Origin of the sequence: Microbacterium sp. (genome assembly GCF_041641055.1) — a bacterium.
Classification (GTDB): domain Bacteria; phylum Actinomycetota; class Actinomycetes; order Actinomycetales; family Microbacteriaceae; genus Microbacterium.
The window spans coordinates 1-16,882 of record NZ_JBEPZB010000046.1 but is presented as its reverse complement, the minus strand read 5'-3'; the positions used below and the strand labels follow the sequence as shown (position 1 = coordinate 16,882).

At 71.2% G+C, this 16,882-nt stretch carries 14 protein-coding genes and 1 pseudogene; 4 read left to right on the top strand and 11 right to left on the bottom strand.

Features of this window, described 5'->3' with window-relative positions:
• From ACESK8_RS17165 to ACESK8_RS17155, 3 genes and pseudogenes are all read left to right on the top strand, one after another.
• Window positions 1-202, top strand: a pseudogene (locus ACESK8_RS17165) (hypothetical protein); the annotation flags it as partial.
• A gap of 149 nt (window positions 203-351) precedes the next feature.
• Complete coding sequence (locus ACESK8_RS17160) at window positions 352-1,404, top strand: LacI family DNA-binding transcriptional regulator (protein WP_372969719.1); 1,053 nt, start codon at window positions 352-354, stop codon at window positions 1,402-1,404.
• Window positions 1,404-2,504, top strand: a complete 1,101-nt coding sequence (locus ACESK8_RS17155; RefSeq protein WP_372969718.1) for a glycerate kinase — start codon at window positions 1,404-1,406, stop codon at window positions 2,502-2,504. The genes ACESK8_RS17160 and ACESK8_RS17155 overlap by 1 nt, the downstream gene beginning before the upstream one ends.
• A gap of 716 nt (window positions 2,505-3,220) precedes the next feature.
• On the opposite strand, the gene pgm is transcribed toward ACESK8_RS17155, so the two are convergent.
• Window positions 3,221-4,864 (bottom strand): phosphoglucomutase (alpha-D-glucose-1,6-bisphosphate-dependent), encoded by a 1,644-nt coding sequence (pgm, locus tag ACESK8_RS17150; RefSeq protein ID WP_372969717.1) that lies wholly within the window; start codon window positions 4,862-4,864, stop codon window positions 3,221-3,223.
• A 62-nt stretch (window positions 4,865-4,926) separates the two neighbouring features.
• On the opposite strand from pgm, the gene pheA reads away from it, so the two are divergent.
• Entirely contained in the window at window positions 4,927-5,877 is a 951-nt protein-coding gene (gene pheA, locus ACESK8_RS17145; RefSeq protein ID WP_372969716.1) for a prephenate dehydratase, read from the top strand.
• 14 nt (window positions 5,878-5,891) lie between these two features.
• Here the strand turns inward: pheA and ACESK8_RS17140 are convergent, their stop codons facing one another.
• The 10 genes from ACESK8_RS17140 to ACESK8_RS17095 form a co-directional block, all read right to left on the bottom strand.
• Window positions 5,892-7,958 (bottom strand): molybdopterin oxidoreductase family protein, encoded by a 2,067-nt coding sequence (locus tag ACESK8_RS17140; RefSeq protein ID WP_372969715.1) that lies wholly within the window; start codon window positions 7,956-7,958, stop codon window positions 5,892-5,894.
• Window positions 7,955-9,496 carry an FAD-dependent oxidoreductase gene (locus tag ACESK8_RS17135; protein ID WP_372969714.1) on the bottom strand — a complete coding sequence of 514 codons (1,542 nt, stop codon included), beginning with the start codon at window positions 9,494-9,496 and terminating at the stop codon, window positions 7,955-7,957. The genes ACESK8_RS17140 and ACESK8_RS17135 overlap by 4 nt, the downstream gene beginning before the upstream one ends.
• A gap of 2 nt (window positions 9,497-9,498) precedes the next feature.
• On the bottom strand, window positions 9,499-10,890 hold the full coding sequence (locus tag ACESK8_RS17130; protein ID WP_372969713.1) for an MFS transporter: 1,392 nt from the start codon (window positions 10,888-10,890) through the stop codon (window positions 9,499-9,501).
• Window positions 10,891-11,015: 125 nt separating this feature from the next.
• Window positions 11,016-11,300 (bottom strand): DUF6457 domain-containing protein, encoded by a 285-nt coding sequence (locus ACESK8_RS17125; RefSeq protein WP_372969712.1) that lies wholly within the window; start codon window positions 11,298-11,300, stop codon window positions 11,016-11,018.
• Window positions 11,297-12,082 (bottom strand): molybdenum cofactor guanylyltransferase, encoded by a 786-nt coding sequence (locus ACESK8_RS17120; protein ID WP_372969711.1) that lies wholly within the window; start codon window positions 12,080-12,082, stop codon window positions 11,297-11,299. The genes ACESK8_RS17125 and ACESK8_RS17120 overlap by 4 nt, the downstream gene beginning before the upstream one ends.
• A complete protein-coding gene (gene glp, locus ACESK8_RS17115; protein WP_372969710.1) occupies window positions 12,079-13,344 on the bottom strand; it encodes a gephyrin-like molybdotransferase Glp in 1,266 nt (421 codons plus the stop codon). Before glp ends, ACESK8_RS17120 begins: the two co-directional genes overlap by 4 nt.
• Before the next feature lie 129 nt (window positions 13,345-13,473).
• Entirely contained in the window at window positions 13,474-13,683 is a 210-nt protein-coding gene (locus ACESK8_RS17110) for a hypothetical protein (RefSeq protein WP_053099248.1), read from the bottom strand.
• A gap of 630 nt (window positions 13,684-14,313) precedes the next feature.
• Window positions 14,314-15,111 (bottom strand): endonuclease domain-containing protein, encoded by a 798-nt coding sequence (locus ACESK8_RS17105; RefSeq protein ID WP_372969709.1) that lies wholly within the window; start codon window positions 15,109-15,111, stop codon window positions 14,314-14,316.
• Window positions 15,112-15,485: 374 nt separating this feature from the next.
• Window positions 15,486-16,526, bottom strand: a complete 1,041-nt coding sequence (locus ACESK8_RS17100) for an LLM class flavin-dependent oxidoreductase (protein ID WP_372969708.1) — start codon at window positions 16,524-16,526, stop codon at window positions 15,486-15,488.
• 60 nt (window positions 16,527-16,586) lie between these two features.
• Window positions 16,587-16,823, bottom strand: a complete 237-nt coding sequence (locus ACESK8_RS17095) for a DUF2795 domain-containing protein (RefSeq protein WP_372969707.1) — start codon at window positions 16,821-16,823, stop codon at window positions 16,587-16,589.
• Window positions 16,824-16,882: the final 59 nt, after the last annotated feature.

The window sequence follows — 16,882 nt, the reverse complement described above, 5'->3', positions numbered from 1 at the left end:
CGATGTGCTGCTGTCGCGGCACTACACGGGTGACGGCGTGATCGACTTCGGCTCGCTCACGCGAGCCGTGATCGACACCGGATACGACCGTGACATCGAGGTCGAGATCTTCAACGCCGACATCTGGACGGACGCTCCGGAGAACGTCGTGCGTCGCACGGCCGAGACGTTCGGGGCCGCGATCTCGCCGCACCTGCGCTGATCCTGGGCAGAGGTCCGGCCGATGGCAGCAGTTCGGGGAGAGGGCAGGACGGGTCGGGGATCGACGGGAGGAAGAGGATGAGGTCGATGCCGCACCGGGCGCACCCCGCACTACCGGTTCCGACCGCCGCCGCGCAGTATGCTCAGGGCATGAGTCAGGAAAGCCCTTCCCGGGTGCGTCAGCCGCGTCATTCCCGAGGGGCGGCTCCGACGCTGCACGACGTCGCGCGGGAGGCGGGGGTGTCGCTCGCGACGGCATCCCGCGTTCTCAACGGTTCCGAGCGCAAGGTCGCGGAGTCCTTCCGTGAGCGGGTCGAACAGGCCGCCGCCGAACTCGGCTACACCGCCAACGTCTCGGCGCAGGCGACGGCGCGAGGGTCGTCGCCCGTGATCGCGCTGCTCGTCGCCGACATCGCCGACCCGTATTTCGGACTCATCGCGGCCGGTGTCGCGCGCGGAGCCGATGAGCAGGGACTCGTCGTCACCATCGCCATCACCGAGCGCGACCCCGCACGCGAGGCGCGCATCGTCAGGGCGCTGCGCGGTCAGCGACCGCAGGGGCTCATCCTGGCGGCATCCCGCACCGCTGAGCCGACCGACTCCGACACCGCGCGCGAACTCGCGGAGTACGCCCGTTTCGGAGGACGAGTCGTGACATTCGGCGCCGGCAGCGCCGAGAACCGTCACGTCGAGATCGACAACCGCGCCGGTGCCGAGGCGCTCGGACGCCGGATGGCGGCGCTCGGCTACCGTTCCGCCATCGCGATCGCCGCGGCCGAAGGGGTGCTGACCTCCGACGAACGACTCGCCGGGTTCCGCGCGGGCTTCCAGGCGGAGGGCGGCTCGATCGATCGGGTGCTCCGCGGCGACTTCCGCCGGGAATCCGGTGCGCAGACGATGTCTGCGGCGCTCGCCGAGGGCGTCGAGCCCGGCACGCTCGTCTTCGCGATGAGCGACGTGGTCGCGATCGGGGCCATGGCTGCGATCCGCGAAGCGGGACGCGAGGTCGGTGCCGACATCGCAGTCTGCGGCTTCGACGACGTGCCCTCGAGCAGCGACGTGACCCCGGCGCTCACGACCGTGCGCGTGCCGCTGAGCGAGGTCGGCTACCAGGCCTTCCGGGCGACAGTCGACTCCGACTGGCAGCAGGCGGCGCTGCCGCTCGAGGTCATCGTGCGAGCGAGCACCCCCGGCATCGTCTGATGACGAGGGTGGTGCTGGCGCCCGACAGCTTCAAGGGCACGATCACGGCAGCGGATGCGGCGGCAGCGCTCGCGGAGGGCTGGGCGTCGGTCGATCCGTCCGCGGAGTTCGTGCACCGGCCGATGGCGGACGGCGGCGAAGGCACCGTCGCCGCGTTCGCCGCGGCCGTGCCGGGAGCCGAGCGGGTGCCGGTTGTCGTCGACGGGCCGGCGGGCGTACCCGTCTCCACGGACTGGCTGCTGCTGCCCCCGACCGCCTCGATGCCGGGTGGCACAGCGGTCATCGACCTCGCCTCGACCTCGGGCATCGAGCTGCTCGACGCGCTGCGTCCGTGGGATGCCGACACCACCGGGTTCGGTCAGGCGATCGTCGCGGCCCTCGACCACGGCGTCTCCCGCCTGGTGCTCGGCATCGGATCGAGCGCGTCGACCGACGGCGGCACCGGGATGCTGGCTGCCCTCGGGGCGCGGTTTCTTGATGCCGCCGGTGTGCCCGTCGCCCGGGGAGCGCGCGGGGTCGTGGACATCGCCTCCGTCGACCTGAGTCTTCTCCGAAGGGCGCCCCAGGTGCGCGTGCTCACGGATGTCACGAATCCACTCGCCGGACCGCGCGGTGCCGCGGCCGTGTTCGGCCCGCAGAAGGGGCTCGCCTCCCACGAGATCGGACCGGTGGATGCTGCGCTCCTCCGCCTCGCAGACCTGCTCGGCCTCGACCCCGATCTGCCGGGTGCGGGAGCGGCCGGGGGCACGGGCGGCGCGCTGGTCGTCTGGGGGGCGACGCTCGCGCCCGGCGCCGCCGAGGTCGCCGCCCTGATCGGACTCGCGGATGCCGTCGCCGATGCCGACGTCGTCATCACGGGCGAAGGGTCGTACGACGGTCAGTCCGGCGACGGCAAGGTGCCCTCGTACATCGCCGGCCTCGCCGCTGCATCGGGCGTGACCGCGCTGCTCGCGGCCGGACGCATCACGGCCGATTCCGACACGGCGCTGTTCGCGGCATCCGCGTCTCTGACCGAGATCGCCGGATCGTCGGATGCTGCGCTGGAAGACCCCGCGCGCTGGCTGCGCGAGGCCGGAGCGCTGCTCGCGCGATCGGTCTGACGCGCCGCCGCGTTCGATAGGTGCCGTCGCGTGCTGGCTGCTCGCCGGGCGGGGTCACTTTCGCATCGGAGTCGCCGGGCGGGGTCACTTTCGCATCGCAACGGGCCGATTCCGATGCGCTAGTGACCCCGCTTGCGTTGTTGAACACGGCACGGACACAGGAGGCGGTCGGGCGGTCGTGCGGGTAGGGGGAGGGCGCCCCGGCGGGGTGTGCCCCCCGGGCGGGGTCACTTTCGCATCGGAGTCGCGCTGCGGGGTCACTTTCGCATCGGAACGGGCCGATTCGGATGCGCTAGTGACCCCGCTCGCGTTGTTGAACACGGTACGGACACAGGAAGAGGTAGGGCGGTAGGGCACCGGGCGGGGTGTGCCCCGGGCGGGGTCACTTTCGCATCGTGGTCGCGCTGCGGGGTCACTTTGGCATCGTGGTGGCGCTGCGGGGTCACTTTCGCATCGGAACGGGCCGATTCGGATGCGCTATTGACCCCGCTTGCGTCATTGAACACGGCACGGACACAGGAGGCGGTCGGGCGGGTAAGTGGGAGGGCGCCCCGGCGGGGTATGACCCCGGGCGGGGTCACTTTCGCATCGCGGTGGCGCTGCGGGGTCACTTTCGCATCGGAACGGGCCGATTCGGATGCGCTATTGACCCCGCCCGCTGGGACGTTGGCCCCGCACGGGTGACGTGCGAGGCGGAACGCGGACGCGAGTGGCGGTCAGTCGCCGAGGGCGGCCGACACGACGGCGCGCGCTTCGGCCTGCACCTCGGCGAGGTGCTCGGGTCCGCGCAGGCTCTCGGCGTACAGCTTGTAGACGTCTTCGGTGCCGGAGGGGCGGGCGGCGAACCAGGCATGCTCGGTCTGCACCTTGAGGCCGCCGATCGCCGCACCGTTCCCCGGCGCGTGCGAGAGCTTGGCGGTGATCTCCTCACCGGCGAGCGTCGTCGCCGACACGGCATCCGGCGCGAGCTTACCCAGCGTGGCCTTCTGCGCGGGCGTCGCCGGCGCGTCCACACGCTGGTAGGCGGAGGAGCCGAAAGCGGCCTCCAGCTCGGCATACCGCTCCGACGGCGTCTTGCCCGTCACCGCGATGATCTCGGCGGCCAGCAGGCACAGCAGGATGCCGTCCTTGTCCGTCGACCACACCGATCCGTCCTTGCGGAGGAAGGATGCTCCGGCCGACTCCTCGCCACCGAAGGCCACGGAGCCGTCGAGCAGCCCCGGCACGAACCACTTGAAGCCGACGGGCACCTCGAGCAGGCGACGCCCGAGCGACTCGGCGACGCGGTCGATGATCATCGACGAGACCAGCGTCTTGCCGATCGCGGCATCGCGCGGCCACTCGGCGCGGTGCGAGAACAGGTAGTCGATCGCGACGGCGAGATAGTGGTTCGGGTTCATGAGCCCGGCGTCGGGGGTGACGATGCCGTGGCGGTCGGCATCCGCATCGTTGCCGGTGAGGACGTCGAAGTCGCCCTTCTTGGCGACGAGCGAGGCCATCGCCGAGGGAGACGACGGATCCATGCGGATCTTCTCGTCCCAATCCAGGGTCATGAAGCGCCAGGTGGGGTCGACCTCGGGGTTCACCACGGTGAGGTCGAGGTCGTGCACCTCCTTGATCAGCGCCCAGTACTCCACCGAGGCCCCGCCGAGCGGGTCGGCGCCGATGCGCACACCCGCCTTGCGGATCGCGTCGAGGTCGATGATCGTCGCGAGATCCCGCACGTATGCGTCGCGGAAGTCGTAGCCGGGCAGGGCATCCCAGTCGATGTCGGCGAACCGCTCGCGCTTGACGTCGACCAGGCCGCCGGCGATCAGCTCGTTCGCGCGGTCCGCGATCCATCCGGTCGCGTCGGTGTCGGCAGGTCCGCCGTGCGGAGGGTTGTACTTGAAGCCGCCGTCGCGCGGCGGGTTGTGCGACGGGGTGACGACGATGCCGTCGGCGCGGCCGGCAGCATCCGGTGCGAGGTCGCGGTTGAAGGTGAGGATCGCGTGGCTGAGTGCGGGCGTCGGCACCCAGGCGTCGCGCGAGTCGACGCGCACGTCGACTCCGTTGGCGACCAGCACCTCGATGGCGCTGCGCTCGGCGGGCAGCGAGAGCGCATGCGTGTCCCGACCCAGGAAGAGCGGACCGGTGATGCCCTGCCCTGCGCGGTAGTCGACGATCGCCTGGGTGGTCGCCAGGATGTGGTTCTCGTTGAAGCTCTTCGTCAGCGACGACCCTCGGTGGCCGCTCGTGCCGAACGCAACCCGCTCCGCGGCGACGCCGGGGTCGGGAACGCGGTCGTAGTACGCGGCGATCAGCTCGTCGACATCGATCAGGTCTGATTCCTCGGCAGGGAGGCCGGCGCGGCTCGTCATGCAGACAGTCTGCCCCCATCTCGGCATCCGCGCATCTTCTGCGCCCGCGCCGGTGCCCTAAGGTGAAACGCGTGACTGAACGCCGCACCTACAGCTATCTCGGCCCCGCCGGCACGTTCACCGAAGCGGCTCTCGAGCAGGTCGCCGAGGCGCGCGGTCAGGACTGGCGCGCGGTGCACAACGTCGGCGAGGCGCTCGCCGACGTGCTGGAGGGTCGCAGCGACGCCGCCATGATCGCGATCGAGAACTCGATCGAGGGCGGGGTCTCGACGACTCAGGATGCTCTGGCGACGCTGCCTGGGCTGCGGATCATCGGCGAGTACCTCGTGCCGGTGAACTTCGTGCTCGTGGCGCCTCCGGGGACGACGCTGGGTGACGTGCAGGTCATCGCCGCGCATCCCGTCGCCTATGCGCAGTGCCACGGCTGGCTCGGTGAGCATCTGCCGACGCACTCGCACATCCCGGCGGCGAGCAACGTCGCCTCGGCGGTCGGCATGCTCGACGGCGGTCTTCCCGCGCAGGCGGCCATCGCCGCTCCCGGGGTGGTCAAGCACCTCGACGTCGACGTGCTGGCGGAGGACATCGGCGACAACGCGCAGGCCGTCACGCGCTTCGTGCTCGTCACCCGCACCACCACGGCCCCCGCTCCCACCGGCGCCGACAAGACCTCGCTGATCGTCGAGCTGCCGAACGACCACCCCGGATCGCTGCTCGAGATGCTCGAGCAGTTCTCGACCCGCGGCATCAATCTCTCGCTGATCCAGTCGCGTCCGATCGGCGACGAGCTCGGCCGCTACCGTTTCGTGATCGACGCCGACGGGCATATCGAGCACGAGCGCATGGCCGATGCGCTGCTCGGCATCCGACGGTTCAGCCCCCGCGTGGTCTTCCTCGGCTCGTACCCCCGAGCCGACCGGCAGATCGTGCAGTACCCCGAGCGCTACTCCGACGACGTGTTCGTCGAGGCGCGCGACTGGCTGCGCGGCATCCTCAGCGGCGAACCCGAAGACTGACAGCCGCCGCCGGATCAGACCCCGCTGACCTGCACCAGCGCCCGCTTGAACTCGGGCATCGCGGAGTGCGGATCGACCCGGTCGTCGGTCAGCAGATTGGCGCTCTCGGCATCCGCATAGTGGAACGGCAGGAACACCGTGTCCGGACGGATGTCGTGCGTCAGCTCGGCGCGTGCCTGCACGGCGCCACGGGAGTTCCAGAGGCGGATGCCGTCGCCGTCGCCGACCCCGTGCCGACGGGCGGTGGCGGGATGCAGCTGCGCGACGAGCGCGGGCCGCCTCTCGGTGAGCTCGGCGATGCGGCGGGTCTGCGCCCCGCTCTGGTACTGCTCGAGCAGGCGTCCCGTGATCAGGGTGAGCCGGTCGGCGTCGGCGGTCGGAGTCGTGCGCACTCGCACCGCCACCATCCGCGCTCGTCCGTCATCGTGAGCGAACCGGTCGGCGAACAGGCGTGGCGTCCCGAGACTTCCGGCAGGGAACGGCCAGTGCGCCTCAACACCGAGGTCGAGCAGCGCGTGACTGAGACCGGAGTAGTCGGCGCGCCCTCCGGCGGATGCGCGCGCGAGCTCGTCGAACACCTCTGACGGATCGAGGCTCCACGTTCCGGGAGCGTCGAGGCGACGGGCGAGCTCGGCCATGATCCACAGCTCGCTGCGGGCTCCGGCGGGCGCCTCGACCGCTCGCCGTCGACGCAGCACGCGGCCCTCGAGGTTGGTCATGGTGCCCTCCTCCTCGGCCCACTGCAGCACGGGGAGCACGATGTCCGCGGCCTTCGCGGTCTCCGAGAGGAAGAAGTCCGACACGACGAGCAGGTCGAGTCGGCCGAGAGCCTCGCGGACGGTCGAGACGTTCGGCGCCGACACGAGCACGTTCGACCCGTGCACGAGCAGCGCCCGGACGCCGCCCGGGAGTCCTGCGCTCTGCAGCAGCTCGACCGCCGGGACTCCGGGGCCGGGAAGGTCGGCGGGGTCGACGCCCCAGACGGCCGCCACGAATGCCCGTGCCGCCGGATCGGAGATCGACCGGTACCCCGGCAGCTGGTCGGCCTTCTGACCGTGCTCGCGTCCGCCCTGGCCGTTGCCCTGACCGGTGAGGGTCCCGTAGCCGCAGCCGGGAGTGCCTGGCAGCCCCAGCAGCAGGGCCAGGTTGATCGCTGCGGTCGCGGTGTCGGTGCCGTCGACGTGCTGCTCGACCCCGCGTCCGGTGAGGATGTACGTCGACCCCGAGCGGGCGAGAGCGCGGGCCAGGTCGCGGATGCTGCGCGCCGGAACCCCCGTGACGGTCTCAACCCGCTCCGGCCACCACGCCGACACCGATTGGCGGAGGGACGCGATGCCCGAGGTGCGCTGGCGCACGTAGCCGTCGTCGTAGAGCTCCTCGGCGATCACGACGTGGGTCAGCGCGAGCAGCAGCGCGAGATCGGTGCCCGGCACCGGCTGCACGTGGATGCCGGCGCCGTCGGCGCACAGCCGCGCCGTCGAGCTGCGGCGAGGGTCGACGACGATGAGACCGCCGCGGGCCCTGGCTCCCTGCAGGTGCGACACGAACGGCGGCATGGTGTCGCCGACGTTCGACCCGAGCAGGAGGATCGTCTCGGCGGTGTCCAGATCGGTGAGCGGGAACGGCAGGCCGCGGTCGATCCCGAAGGCGCGGTTGGCGGCGGCCGCAGCGGAGGACATGCAGAAGCGGCCGTTGTAGTCGATGCGCGACGTGCGCAGTGCGATGCGGGCGAACTTGCCCAGCTGATACGCCTTCTCGTTCGTGAGGCCACCCCCGCCGAAGACGCCGACCGCATCGGGCCCATCCTCCGCGGCGATCCGCCGCAGCCGCGCGGCGATCAGATCGAGAGTCGCGTCCCACTCCGCCGGATGCAGGTCGCCGTCGTCGCCTCGGACGAGGGGAGTGGTGAGGCGACCGGAGTCGGCGAGCAGCTCGGCCGAGGTCCACCCCTTCTTGCACAACCCGCCGCGGTTGGTCGGGAAGTCGCGTCCGGCGACCGTGACCGGCAGCGGTGCGCCCACGGTCGGGGTCAGCGTCATCGCGCACTGCAGGGCGCAATACGGGCAGTGGGTGTCGGTCATGCGACGGCCCCCGCATGGGTGTGCAGCATCTCGGTGATGCGGGCGCGGCATCCGCCGCATCCGGTTCCGGCGCGGGTGCACTCGCCGACCGCAGCCACCGACGAGCAGCCGTCGTCGATCGCGTCGTCGATCTGTCCGACGGTGACGGCGTTGCAGATGCAGAGCGTCGCGTCGCGCCCGGCGGGGGCGATCGCATCGGCATCCGGGTCATCGAGACGCAGCAGCAGCGAGCGGTCGGCCGGCAGCTCGCCGCCGCGCAGATACAGCACACTCAGCTCGGCGGCGGCCCGTGGCATCCCGACCGCCACGAATCCGGTGAGGATGCCGTCCCGGGTCGCCATCTTGACGTACGTGCCGTGCTCGGGGTCGGCCCAGACCGCGATGCCCGGAGCATCCTCCCCGGCGGGGACGGGAGCGAACGGATCCGCCGAGACGTCGCCGGCCGAGGCGATGTCGACCAGCTCGCCCTTGAGGACCACGACTCCCGGGTGCTCATCGGCGAAGTCGCCGGCGTCGTCTGCGCCCGTCAGCTCCGCGGTGATCGCGGCGGCGAGCCAGCCGGCCTGCCGCCACCCCGGTCCGACGAGGCCGGGCGGTCCACCGGGCACCTGGCGGTCGTGCAGGTGCTCGGCGGGGTCGGCGATGTGGGCGCAGTCGCCGATCGCGTGGATGCGCGCGTCGGACCACGACCGCAGTGCACTGTCGACCAGGACGCCGTTGCCCACGCGCAGCCCTGCGGCTTCGGCGAGCTCGGTGCGCGCCCTGACGCCGCACGACAGGACGAGCAGGTCGCCTTCGATGCGCTTGCCGTCTGAGCTTGCGAGCGCGCGGAACCGGCGGATGCCGTCGTCGCCCTCGACGCCGATCACGCCCTCGGCGCGGGTGTGGGGCACGAGCGTGACCCCGGCCGTGGCGAGAGCGCTCGAGAGGATGCTCGCCGATCCGCGGTCGAGCTGGCGGGGCATCGGCATCGGACCGAAATGGGCGACCGCGGGCACGGCACCGGCATCGGCGAGGAGCATCGCGAGCTCGATCCCGAGCACTCCGGCGCCCAGCACCACCACCCGGCCGCCCCGTTCGACGACGGCGCGCACCTGCTCGGCGTCCGACAGGTCCCGCAGCACGCAGACCCCGGCGGTGAGGGCGGTGTCGAGGCCGGTCGCGTCAGGCCTGAGCGTGTCGAGGCCGTCGAGGTTCGGGATGATCGACCGCGCCCCGGTCGCGAGCACGAGCCGGTCGTAGCCGACCGCCGAGCCGTCGGCGAGCTCGACCCGCCGGGCTTCGCGATCGATACGCACCGCTCGCGATCCCAGCCGCAGGTCCACACCCGGGAGGCTCGCGGCGGTGGCGAGAGTGAGTTCGTCGGTCGCGGCCTCACCGACGGCGAGTTCGGCGAGCAGCACCCGGTTGTACGGATCCGCCGTCTCCGCTCCGAGCACGGTGACCGTCGCCTGCTCCTCGGCCACGAGCGGCAGGAGCTCTTCGGCGAAGCGGATGCCGACGGGCCCCGCGCCGATGACGACGATGCGCTCGGTCATGCTCAGATCCGGTGTCCGGCGAGCGAGGGCCGAGGCATCAGATAGACGAAGACCGTGATGAGGAGCAGCACGATGTATGCGGCGACGAATCCGCCGAATGCCGGAGCGTACGATCCTGTGCCGCTCTTCGCCGCCGCGAGAACCTGCGGGATCACGAATCCGCCGTAGGCGCCGATCGCCGAGATCAGCCCCAGAGCGGCCGCGCCCTTGCGCTGGGTGCTGACGGCGAGCGCGTCGCCCGCGGTGGCTGCGCCTCGGGCGGCGAAGACGTTGGGGATCATCCGGTAGGTCGCGCCGTTGCCCACTCCGGCCGCGACGAACAGCAGCAGGAAGCATCCGAGGAAGAGCGCGAAACTGTTCGCCTCGAGAGTGACGAGCAAGGAGAGGGCGCCGACGATCATCAGCGAGAACGCGGCGATCGTCATCCGCGCTCCGCCGAAGCGGTCGGCGAGCTTCCCGCCGTAGGGGCGAGCGAGCGAGCCGACCAGTGCGCCGAGGAAGGCGAGGGTGATCGAGGCGCTGCCGATCTGGAACGTCGAGTACTCGGGGAAGGTGTCGGCGAGGAGCTTGGGGAAGACGCTCGAGAAGCCGATGAACGACCCGAACGTGCCGATGTAGAGCAGCGAGAGCACCCACAGGTGGGGCTCGCGGAGCGCCGCAGCGGCTCCGGCGAAGTCGGCCTTGGCGGACGACAGGTTGTCCATGTGGCGCCACGCACCCCAGACGGCGAGGAGGATCAGCGGCACCCACATCCATCCAGCGAACGACAGGCTGAGCGTCGATGCGGCGGTGATCGAGACGACGATCGGCACCGCGAGCTGGGCGACGGAGGTGCCGAGGTTGCCGCCGGCGGCGTTGAGTCCGAGCGCCCATCCCTTCTCCTTCTGCGGGAAGAAGTAGGTGATGTTCGCCATGGAGCTGGCGAAGTTGCCGCCGCCGAAGCCCGCGAGGGCTGCGACCGCGAGCAGCACGCCGAACGGCGTCTCGGGATCCTGCACGACGATCCCGAGCAGGATCGCCGGGATCAGCAGCAGCAGCGCAGAGACGATGGTCCAGTTGCGCCCGCCGAAGCGGGCGACGAGGAACGTGTACGGGAACCGCAGCGTCGCGCCGACGAGGCTCGGCAGCGAGATCAGCCAGAACGATTCGGTGGTGCTCAGCGTGAACCCGGCGGCGGGGAGCAGGACGACGACGATGCTCCACAGCTGCCAGATGATGAACCCGAGGAACTCGGCGAAGATCGACCAGCCGAGATTGCGGCGGGCGATGGCCTTGCCCTCGGCGGCCCAGAACGTCGGATCCTCGGGGTTCCACCCGTCGATCCATCGGCCGTCCCTGCGGGTGAGGGTCACGGCGGGGGTGTCGACGCTGCTGCTTCCGGTGATCTGGGACATCGCGGCTCCTGGCGTTCGAGAGTGAATGCTCCGAACGTAGGGGGCGGATGTTGCAGGCCCGCACGAGTGCGATTACCGCACGATTACTTCTCGATCACATCGGGTAGGTCGGCGATGAGAGAACGTCAGCCCTCGTCGTCGCCCGCGTGCCACGTCGCGGCCAGCGCGGTGATGGTGGCGATGGCCGCCGCGGCATCCTCCCGGCCGCCTCCCGCGCGTCCTGCGGCGACGCCGGCGAGGTAGGCGCTGAGCGGGGCGGCCGGGCGGGCGACCCCGTGCGCGACATCACGCGCGAGGTCGAGGACCGCTGCGATGTCGACCGATTCCCGGTCGATCTCGAGGGCTGCGCACGCGGCCGCGGTCCATTCGTCGAGCGCTTCGACAGGAAGGTGCTTCGGGGTGTCGCTCATGTCGTCTCCTCATCGGGCGCGCCGTCGCGCCGGGGCATCGGTGCCGCGGCGCGGGCCCGTGCGAGATCGTCCCACGTGTCGACATCCGTCGCCAGGTCTCCGGCCGGAATCACGCCGATGCGGAGGGGCGCCAGCAGAGATCGCAGCGACGCGTCGCGTCCGCCCTCGGGGAGGGCTGCGGCGGCGGACCGCAGGGAATCGGCGCGATATCGGCCGACCAGCCACTGCATCCGTCCCGACGCGTCGATCAGGCAGACGCCGTCGGGGGTGTCGTCGTCGTGCCCGCCGTGAGCGCCGTCGGCGGCGTCGTCGCCGTCGACGACGACGACGAGGGGCGGATGCCGGTGGAACAGCGCCACGGCGCCTTCGGCGTCCGGAAGGTCGGCGGCCAGCAGCAGGACGTCGGCGGTGTCGATGAGGGCGAGGCCTGCGGCGATGCCGGCGACCGGTCCGCCGAATTCCGGGGACTCCCGGGTCCACACGACGTGGACGCGGGTCGGCGCCGGCGGACCCACGACGACGATGGGGTCGCAGCCACGTGCGGCGGCGACGGCGCGGTCGAGCAGGGTGCGGCCCCCGACCTCGAGCAACGGCTTGGCAGTCCCGTCGAGTCGTGAGGCCCGCCCGCCCGCGAGGATGATCGCGGCGGTCGGCGCGGTCGGCCCGGTCGGCCCGGTCGGCAGGGTCTGGCCGGTCGGGCCGGTAGCCGGTGTTGCTGCGCTGGGTGTCTCGGCGCTGGGTGTCGCTGCGCTGGGTGTCTCGGTGCGGCGGGTCTCGGTCATGAGAGCAGCATCACGTCGACCAGGTCTCCCGCCGCGACGGCCGATACGTCGGAGGGGACGACGGCGTAGGCATCCGCTCTGGCGAGTCCCGCCGCCAGGTGCGCTCCCGACGACCTGTCGGCGGCTGCCGGGCGTACCGTCCACGCGGCGGGATCGGATCGGTCGAGAGTGACCGGGACGTACTGCTGTCGTCCCGCAGGGCTGCGCCATGCTGCCGCGGTCGCGAGCCGGAGCATCGGACGCTGCGTCGCTGCGCGACCCTGGAGGGCGAGCAGGGCCGGCCGCACGAAGGCCTCGAACGAGGCGGCGACGCTCGCCGGATTGCCCGGCAGTCCGAACACGAGGGCGTCGCCGAGGCATCCGAAGGCCTGCGGCCGGCCCGGCTGCATGGCGACCGCCACGAACTCGATGCGATCGCGCAGCACGTTCTTGACGACCTCGTGGGCGCCCGCGCTGACGCCGCCGGAGGTGACCACGACATCGACGCGGTCGTCGTCGAGCGCGCGATCGAGGAGGGCTGTGAAGGCGGCATCCTCGTCTGTCACCGTGTCGACCGAGACGACGTCGGCGCCCGCCTCGGAGCACAGCGCCGCGAGCAGCACCGAGTTCGATTCGGGGATCTGTCCGCGGGTGAGGTCAGCGCCGGGCGCCGCGAGCTCGCTGCCTGTCGAGACGACCGCGACGCGAGGGCGACGATGCGCCTGCACGGTGTCTATGCCGGTGGCCGCGATGGATGTGAGCTGGAGCGCGCCGAGCAGGGTGCCCGCCGGCGCGACGACGGCTCCGGCGGGCAGCTCCTCGCCGCGGCGTCGGATGTGCGCGCCCTCGCGGAGTGGAGCCGTGGTCACCACGGCGGAAGCATCCCACGCCTGCAGCCCGTCACGGGTGTGCTCGAAGGGTACGACGGCAGTGGCCGTGCGGGGAGCGGGAGCACCCGTCATGATCCGTGCGGCCAGCCCCGCAGACAGCTCGGGGTCCTCGTCCGAACCCGCCGGCAGGTCGGCGATCACTCGCAGTGCGACTGGATGCTCGGCCGTGGCCGACTCGACATCGGTGAACAGAACGGCATAGCCATCCATCGCGGAGTTGTCGAACAGCGGGACATCGACGCGAGCGTGCACGGGGAGCGCGAGCGTGCGGCCCGCCGCCTGCGTGATCGGCACCCGCTCGGCATCCAGCGGGCGTACGGCCGCGAGCACCTTCGCCCGCTGCTCCTCGACCGTGAGCATGGCCGATGGCGCGAGAGGAGGGGCGATTCGCATGGAGTCAGCGTACGACGGTCGCGGGGATGTCCCCGCGACCGCGTCGCCCCTCTGCCCCTTGTTTCCCCGTTCGGAAGTGCTCGGAAGTCAGTGCCCGGATGTCGGTGCCTGGATGTCTGTGCCCTCGGGTCAGTGCTCGCGGAACATCGGCCACCCGCTGCCCGGCAGCATGTGCGAATGCAGCGCGCCCTTCGCTGATTCCAGGGTCGGGTACGTGCCCGTCGCGGCGTCCGATCCTGCCATGACGACGGTGTAGCCCTCGTCATCGTGGCGGATGCTGCCGACGACCCCGTTCGTGCCGTATGCCACCCAGAGGGCCAGGGTCTTGGTCGTGCTCATCATCGAACCCCTTCCGTTGCTGGTGACGCTACGCCCCGGAGCACCGGAATACCAGCCCCTCACGGCGCGGGTTCCCGGGGAGTGCGCCCCGGGGTTGCGGGGCCAGTTCCGCATCGCGCGCCTGTGCGGGGTCACTTTTGCACCGTAAAGGGGTGATTCGGATGCGGAACTGGCCCCGCCTGGGTGCTGACCTGCGGAAGTGGCCCCGGCTGGAGGGTCGTATGTGTCGTCGGGCGGTGGCCCCCGGGCATCCGTGAGCAGACCCGGTGCGGCCTGTGCGGGGTCACTTTTGCACCGTAAAGGGGTGATTCGGATGCGGAACTGGCCCCGCCTGGGTGCTGACCTGCGGAAGTGGCCCCGGCTGGAGGGTCGTATGTGTCGTCGGGCGGTGGCCCCCCGGGCATCCGTGAGCAGACCCGGTGCGGCCTGTGCGGGGTCACTTTTGCACCGTAAAGGGGTGATTCGGATGCGGAAGTGGCCCCGCCTGGGTGCTGGCCTGCGGAAGTGGCCCCGGCTGGAGGGGGAGACGGGGAGGACGGGGAGGACCAGGAGGACGGGGAGCGGGGAGGGGACGAGGAGGGGACGGGGAGGGGACGGAGAGCGGGGGAACGCGGATAGGGAGAGCGCGGGTCAGCGGCGGGATGCCATCGCGCGACGGACACGGTCGATCAGCGGTGGTTCATCGTTCAGATCGAGCTGTGTGACGCGGATGACGATCCATCCCTCGTCCTCGAGTTCGCGTTGACGTCTGATGTCGCGCCGCCACTGATCACGGCTCGTGCGGTGTCCGTCGCCCTCGTACTCGATCGCGATCTTGAAAGCGGGATATGCCATATCGCTCCGCGCGATGAGGATGCTGTTGCGGTGGATCTCGTACTGCACGACGGGTTCGGGAAGACCGCCAGCCACGAGGAGCATCCTCGTCTCGGTCTCCTTCGGCGATTCCACGCCTGCGCGGGCGCGGGGCAGCGCATCACGGACTCGTCGCGAGCCGGGAAAGCGACCCCAGGCTTCAAGGCGCTGAGTGATTTCGGTCGCGGTGTATGTCGGGCGTCCCGGCCGCAGCCCGGGATAGTTGTCGGACGTGCTGATGAGCGCGTCGAGGGCGATGACCATCTGATCGTCTGTCAGCGTCGCCGCGCACATGAACAGTGCCGCCACCGGATCGACGATCGGGATTCCGCCGATTCGCCAGGGGTGTGCTCGTCCCTCGGCCAGGCGTCGTCCCGTGACGCCGCGGTTGCGGGCACGGGCCGAACCCGTGGCCACGACCACGATGATCGGGGCCTCGACGCTCCAGATGCCGGGGTGCGGATACCCCCACACGCGCATCGCCGTCTCCCCGCCGATGAGCTGACCGCCGTGCAGGCGAGGCACGAGGGCGGCGACTCGCTCGAACGGCGTTTCCGCGGGCGTGATCGAGCGCACTCCGCGAAAGGGACGGTCGAGATCGCGCGCGGAGGCGCGACCCCGGCCTATACCCGCGGCTCCGGCCTGCCGCACTGAGAAGTGGCGACCGAGATCGTCAGGCAGAAGTATCCGATGGCGCATCCGATCACGATCGCTGATCGGACGCGTTGAACCGGGGCGACGGGTGCCGGAAACCCGGGATATGTGGATAAGTCGCGGGTGTGGACCGAATTCGCGCTGAGTGCAGCCGGGGGCGTGGGCGGGGTCACTTGTGCATCCCCAAACGGCTTTTCGGATGCGGAATCGACCCCGCAGTGCATCGCACCACGGGTGGCAGCGGCACACGGCCCGCCGCACGCCTGAGAGCGATCAACGAGCGCGAGCGCGCGCGGCTACAGCGCGGCAGCGATGAGCTCGAGCGTCTGAGCGCGGCCGGCGGCGGCGTCCCGTGGTTCGGCTTCGTATGCTCCGGCGACCGGCGACAGCATGACCTCGTCGACGCCGTACTTCGCGGCGAACGCCCGCACCTCGTCGGCGACGGATTCGCCCGTGCCGACGAACCATCGCGACCGGGCGGCCTCGACGACCTGGTCGGTCGCGGCATCCGATTCGGCGGCCAGAGCCTCCTCGACCGTCTCGAGCGCGATCAGCGGCTTGTTCAGGCGCAGGCGCGACATCATCCGCAGCTGCGGGAGGGCGCGCGCTTCGGCCTCCTCCTGCGTGGGCGAGGCGACGACGTTGACGGTCAGGAACGTCCGCGGCTCGGGGTGCTCCTCGCTCGGCTGGTAGCCGGTGCGGTAGAGGTCGAGCGCTCGCTCGAGCCCCTGGCCCGAGAAGTGGTTGGCGAAGACGTACGGCAGGCCATGGGATGCCGCGAGCTGGGCCGAGTAGTCGCTGGATCCGAGCAGCCAGACCTCGGGGCTCCCGGTGGCGGAGGGGGTCGCGTGCACGGTGTACTCGCCGCCGGAGGTGAAGCGCACGGTCGCGCCCTCACCCGAGATGAGCGCGGCGATGTCCTGCACGTTGCGGGGGAACTGCTCGACGTCGCTCGTGGTGCCCGATCCGCGCAGCAGCTGGGTGATGACCGGGTCGCTGCCGGGGGCGCGGCCGAGCCCGAGGTCGATCCGCCCGGGAGCTATGGCCTCGAGGGCCGCGAACTGCTCGGCGACGATGAGCGGCGCGTGGTTGGGGAGCATGACGCCCCCGGAACCCAGCCTGATCTTCGACGTGCGCATCGCGGCGGCGGCGATCAGCACCGGGGGAGTGGTGGATGCCACGGCCGGCATGTTGTGGTGCTCGGCGAACCAGTACCGGCGGTAGCCGAGCCGGTCGGCGGTGGCCGCGAGGTCCAGCGAGGAGGCGATCGCCTCGGCACTGGTCTGGCCGGTTCGCACCGGGATGAGGTCGAGGACGGAGAGCGCGGTGGAAGTCATCCTCGAATGCAACGGCGGGAGCGGGCAGAGCATTCCCGCCCGCTCCGCCGACGCGCCACGTCAGGCTGCGGCCAGCGCTGTGGATGCCGCGGGGGCGAACTCCTCGGCCAGCGCGCGGCGTGTGAGGTGATAGCGGATGTGCCAGGCCGCGCTGAAGCTCTGGTCGGGGAGCTGCGCGAGCACGGCGCGATCGTCGGACCCGAGGCCGTCGCGGGCCGCTTCCCTGAGCAGGTCGTCGCGGGTGGCCGGGTACTCCATGCCGCGGAGGAACCGGTCGAGAGCGGAAGAGGTGTGCATGGGATCGTCCTTTCCGAGGGGAGAGCGGGGTGGGGCGGGGGGGGGGCCCCCCCCCCCCC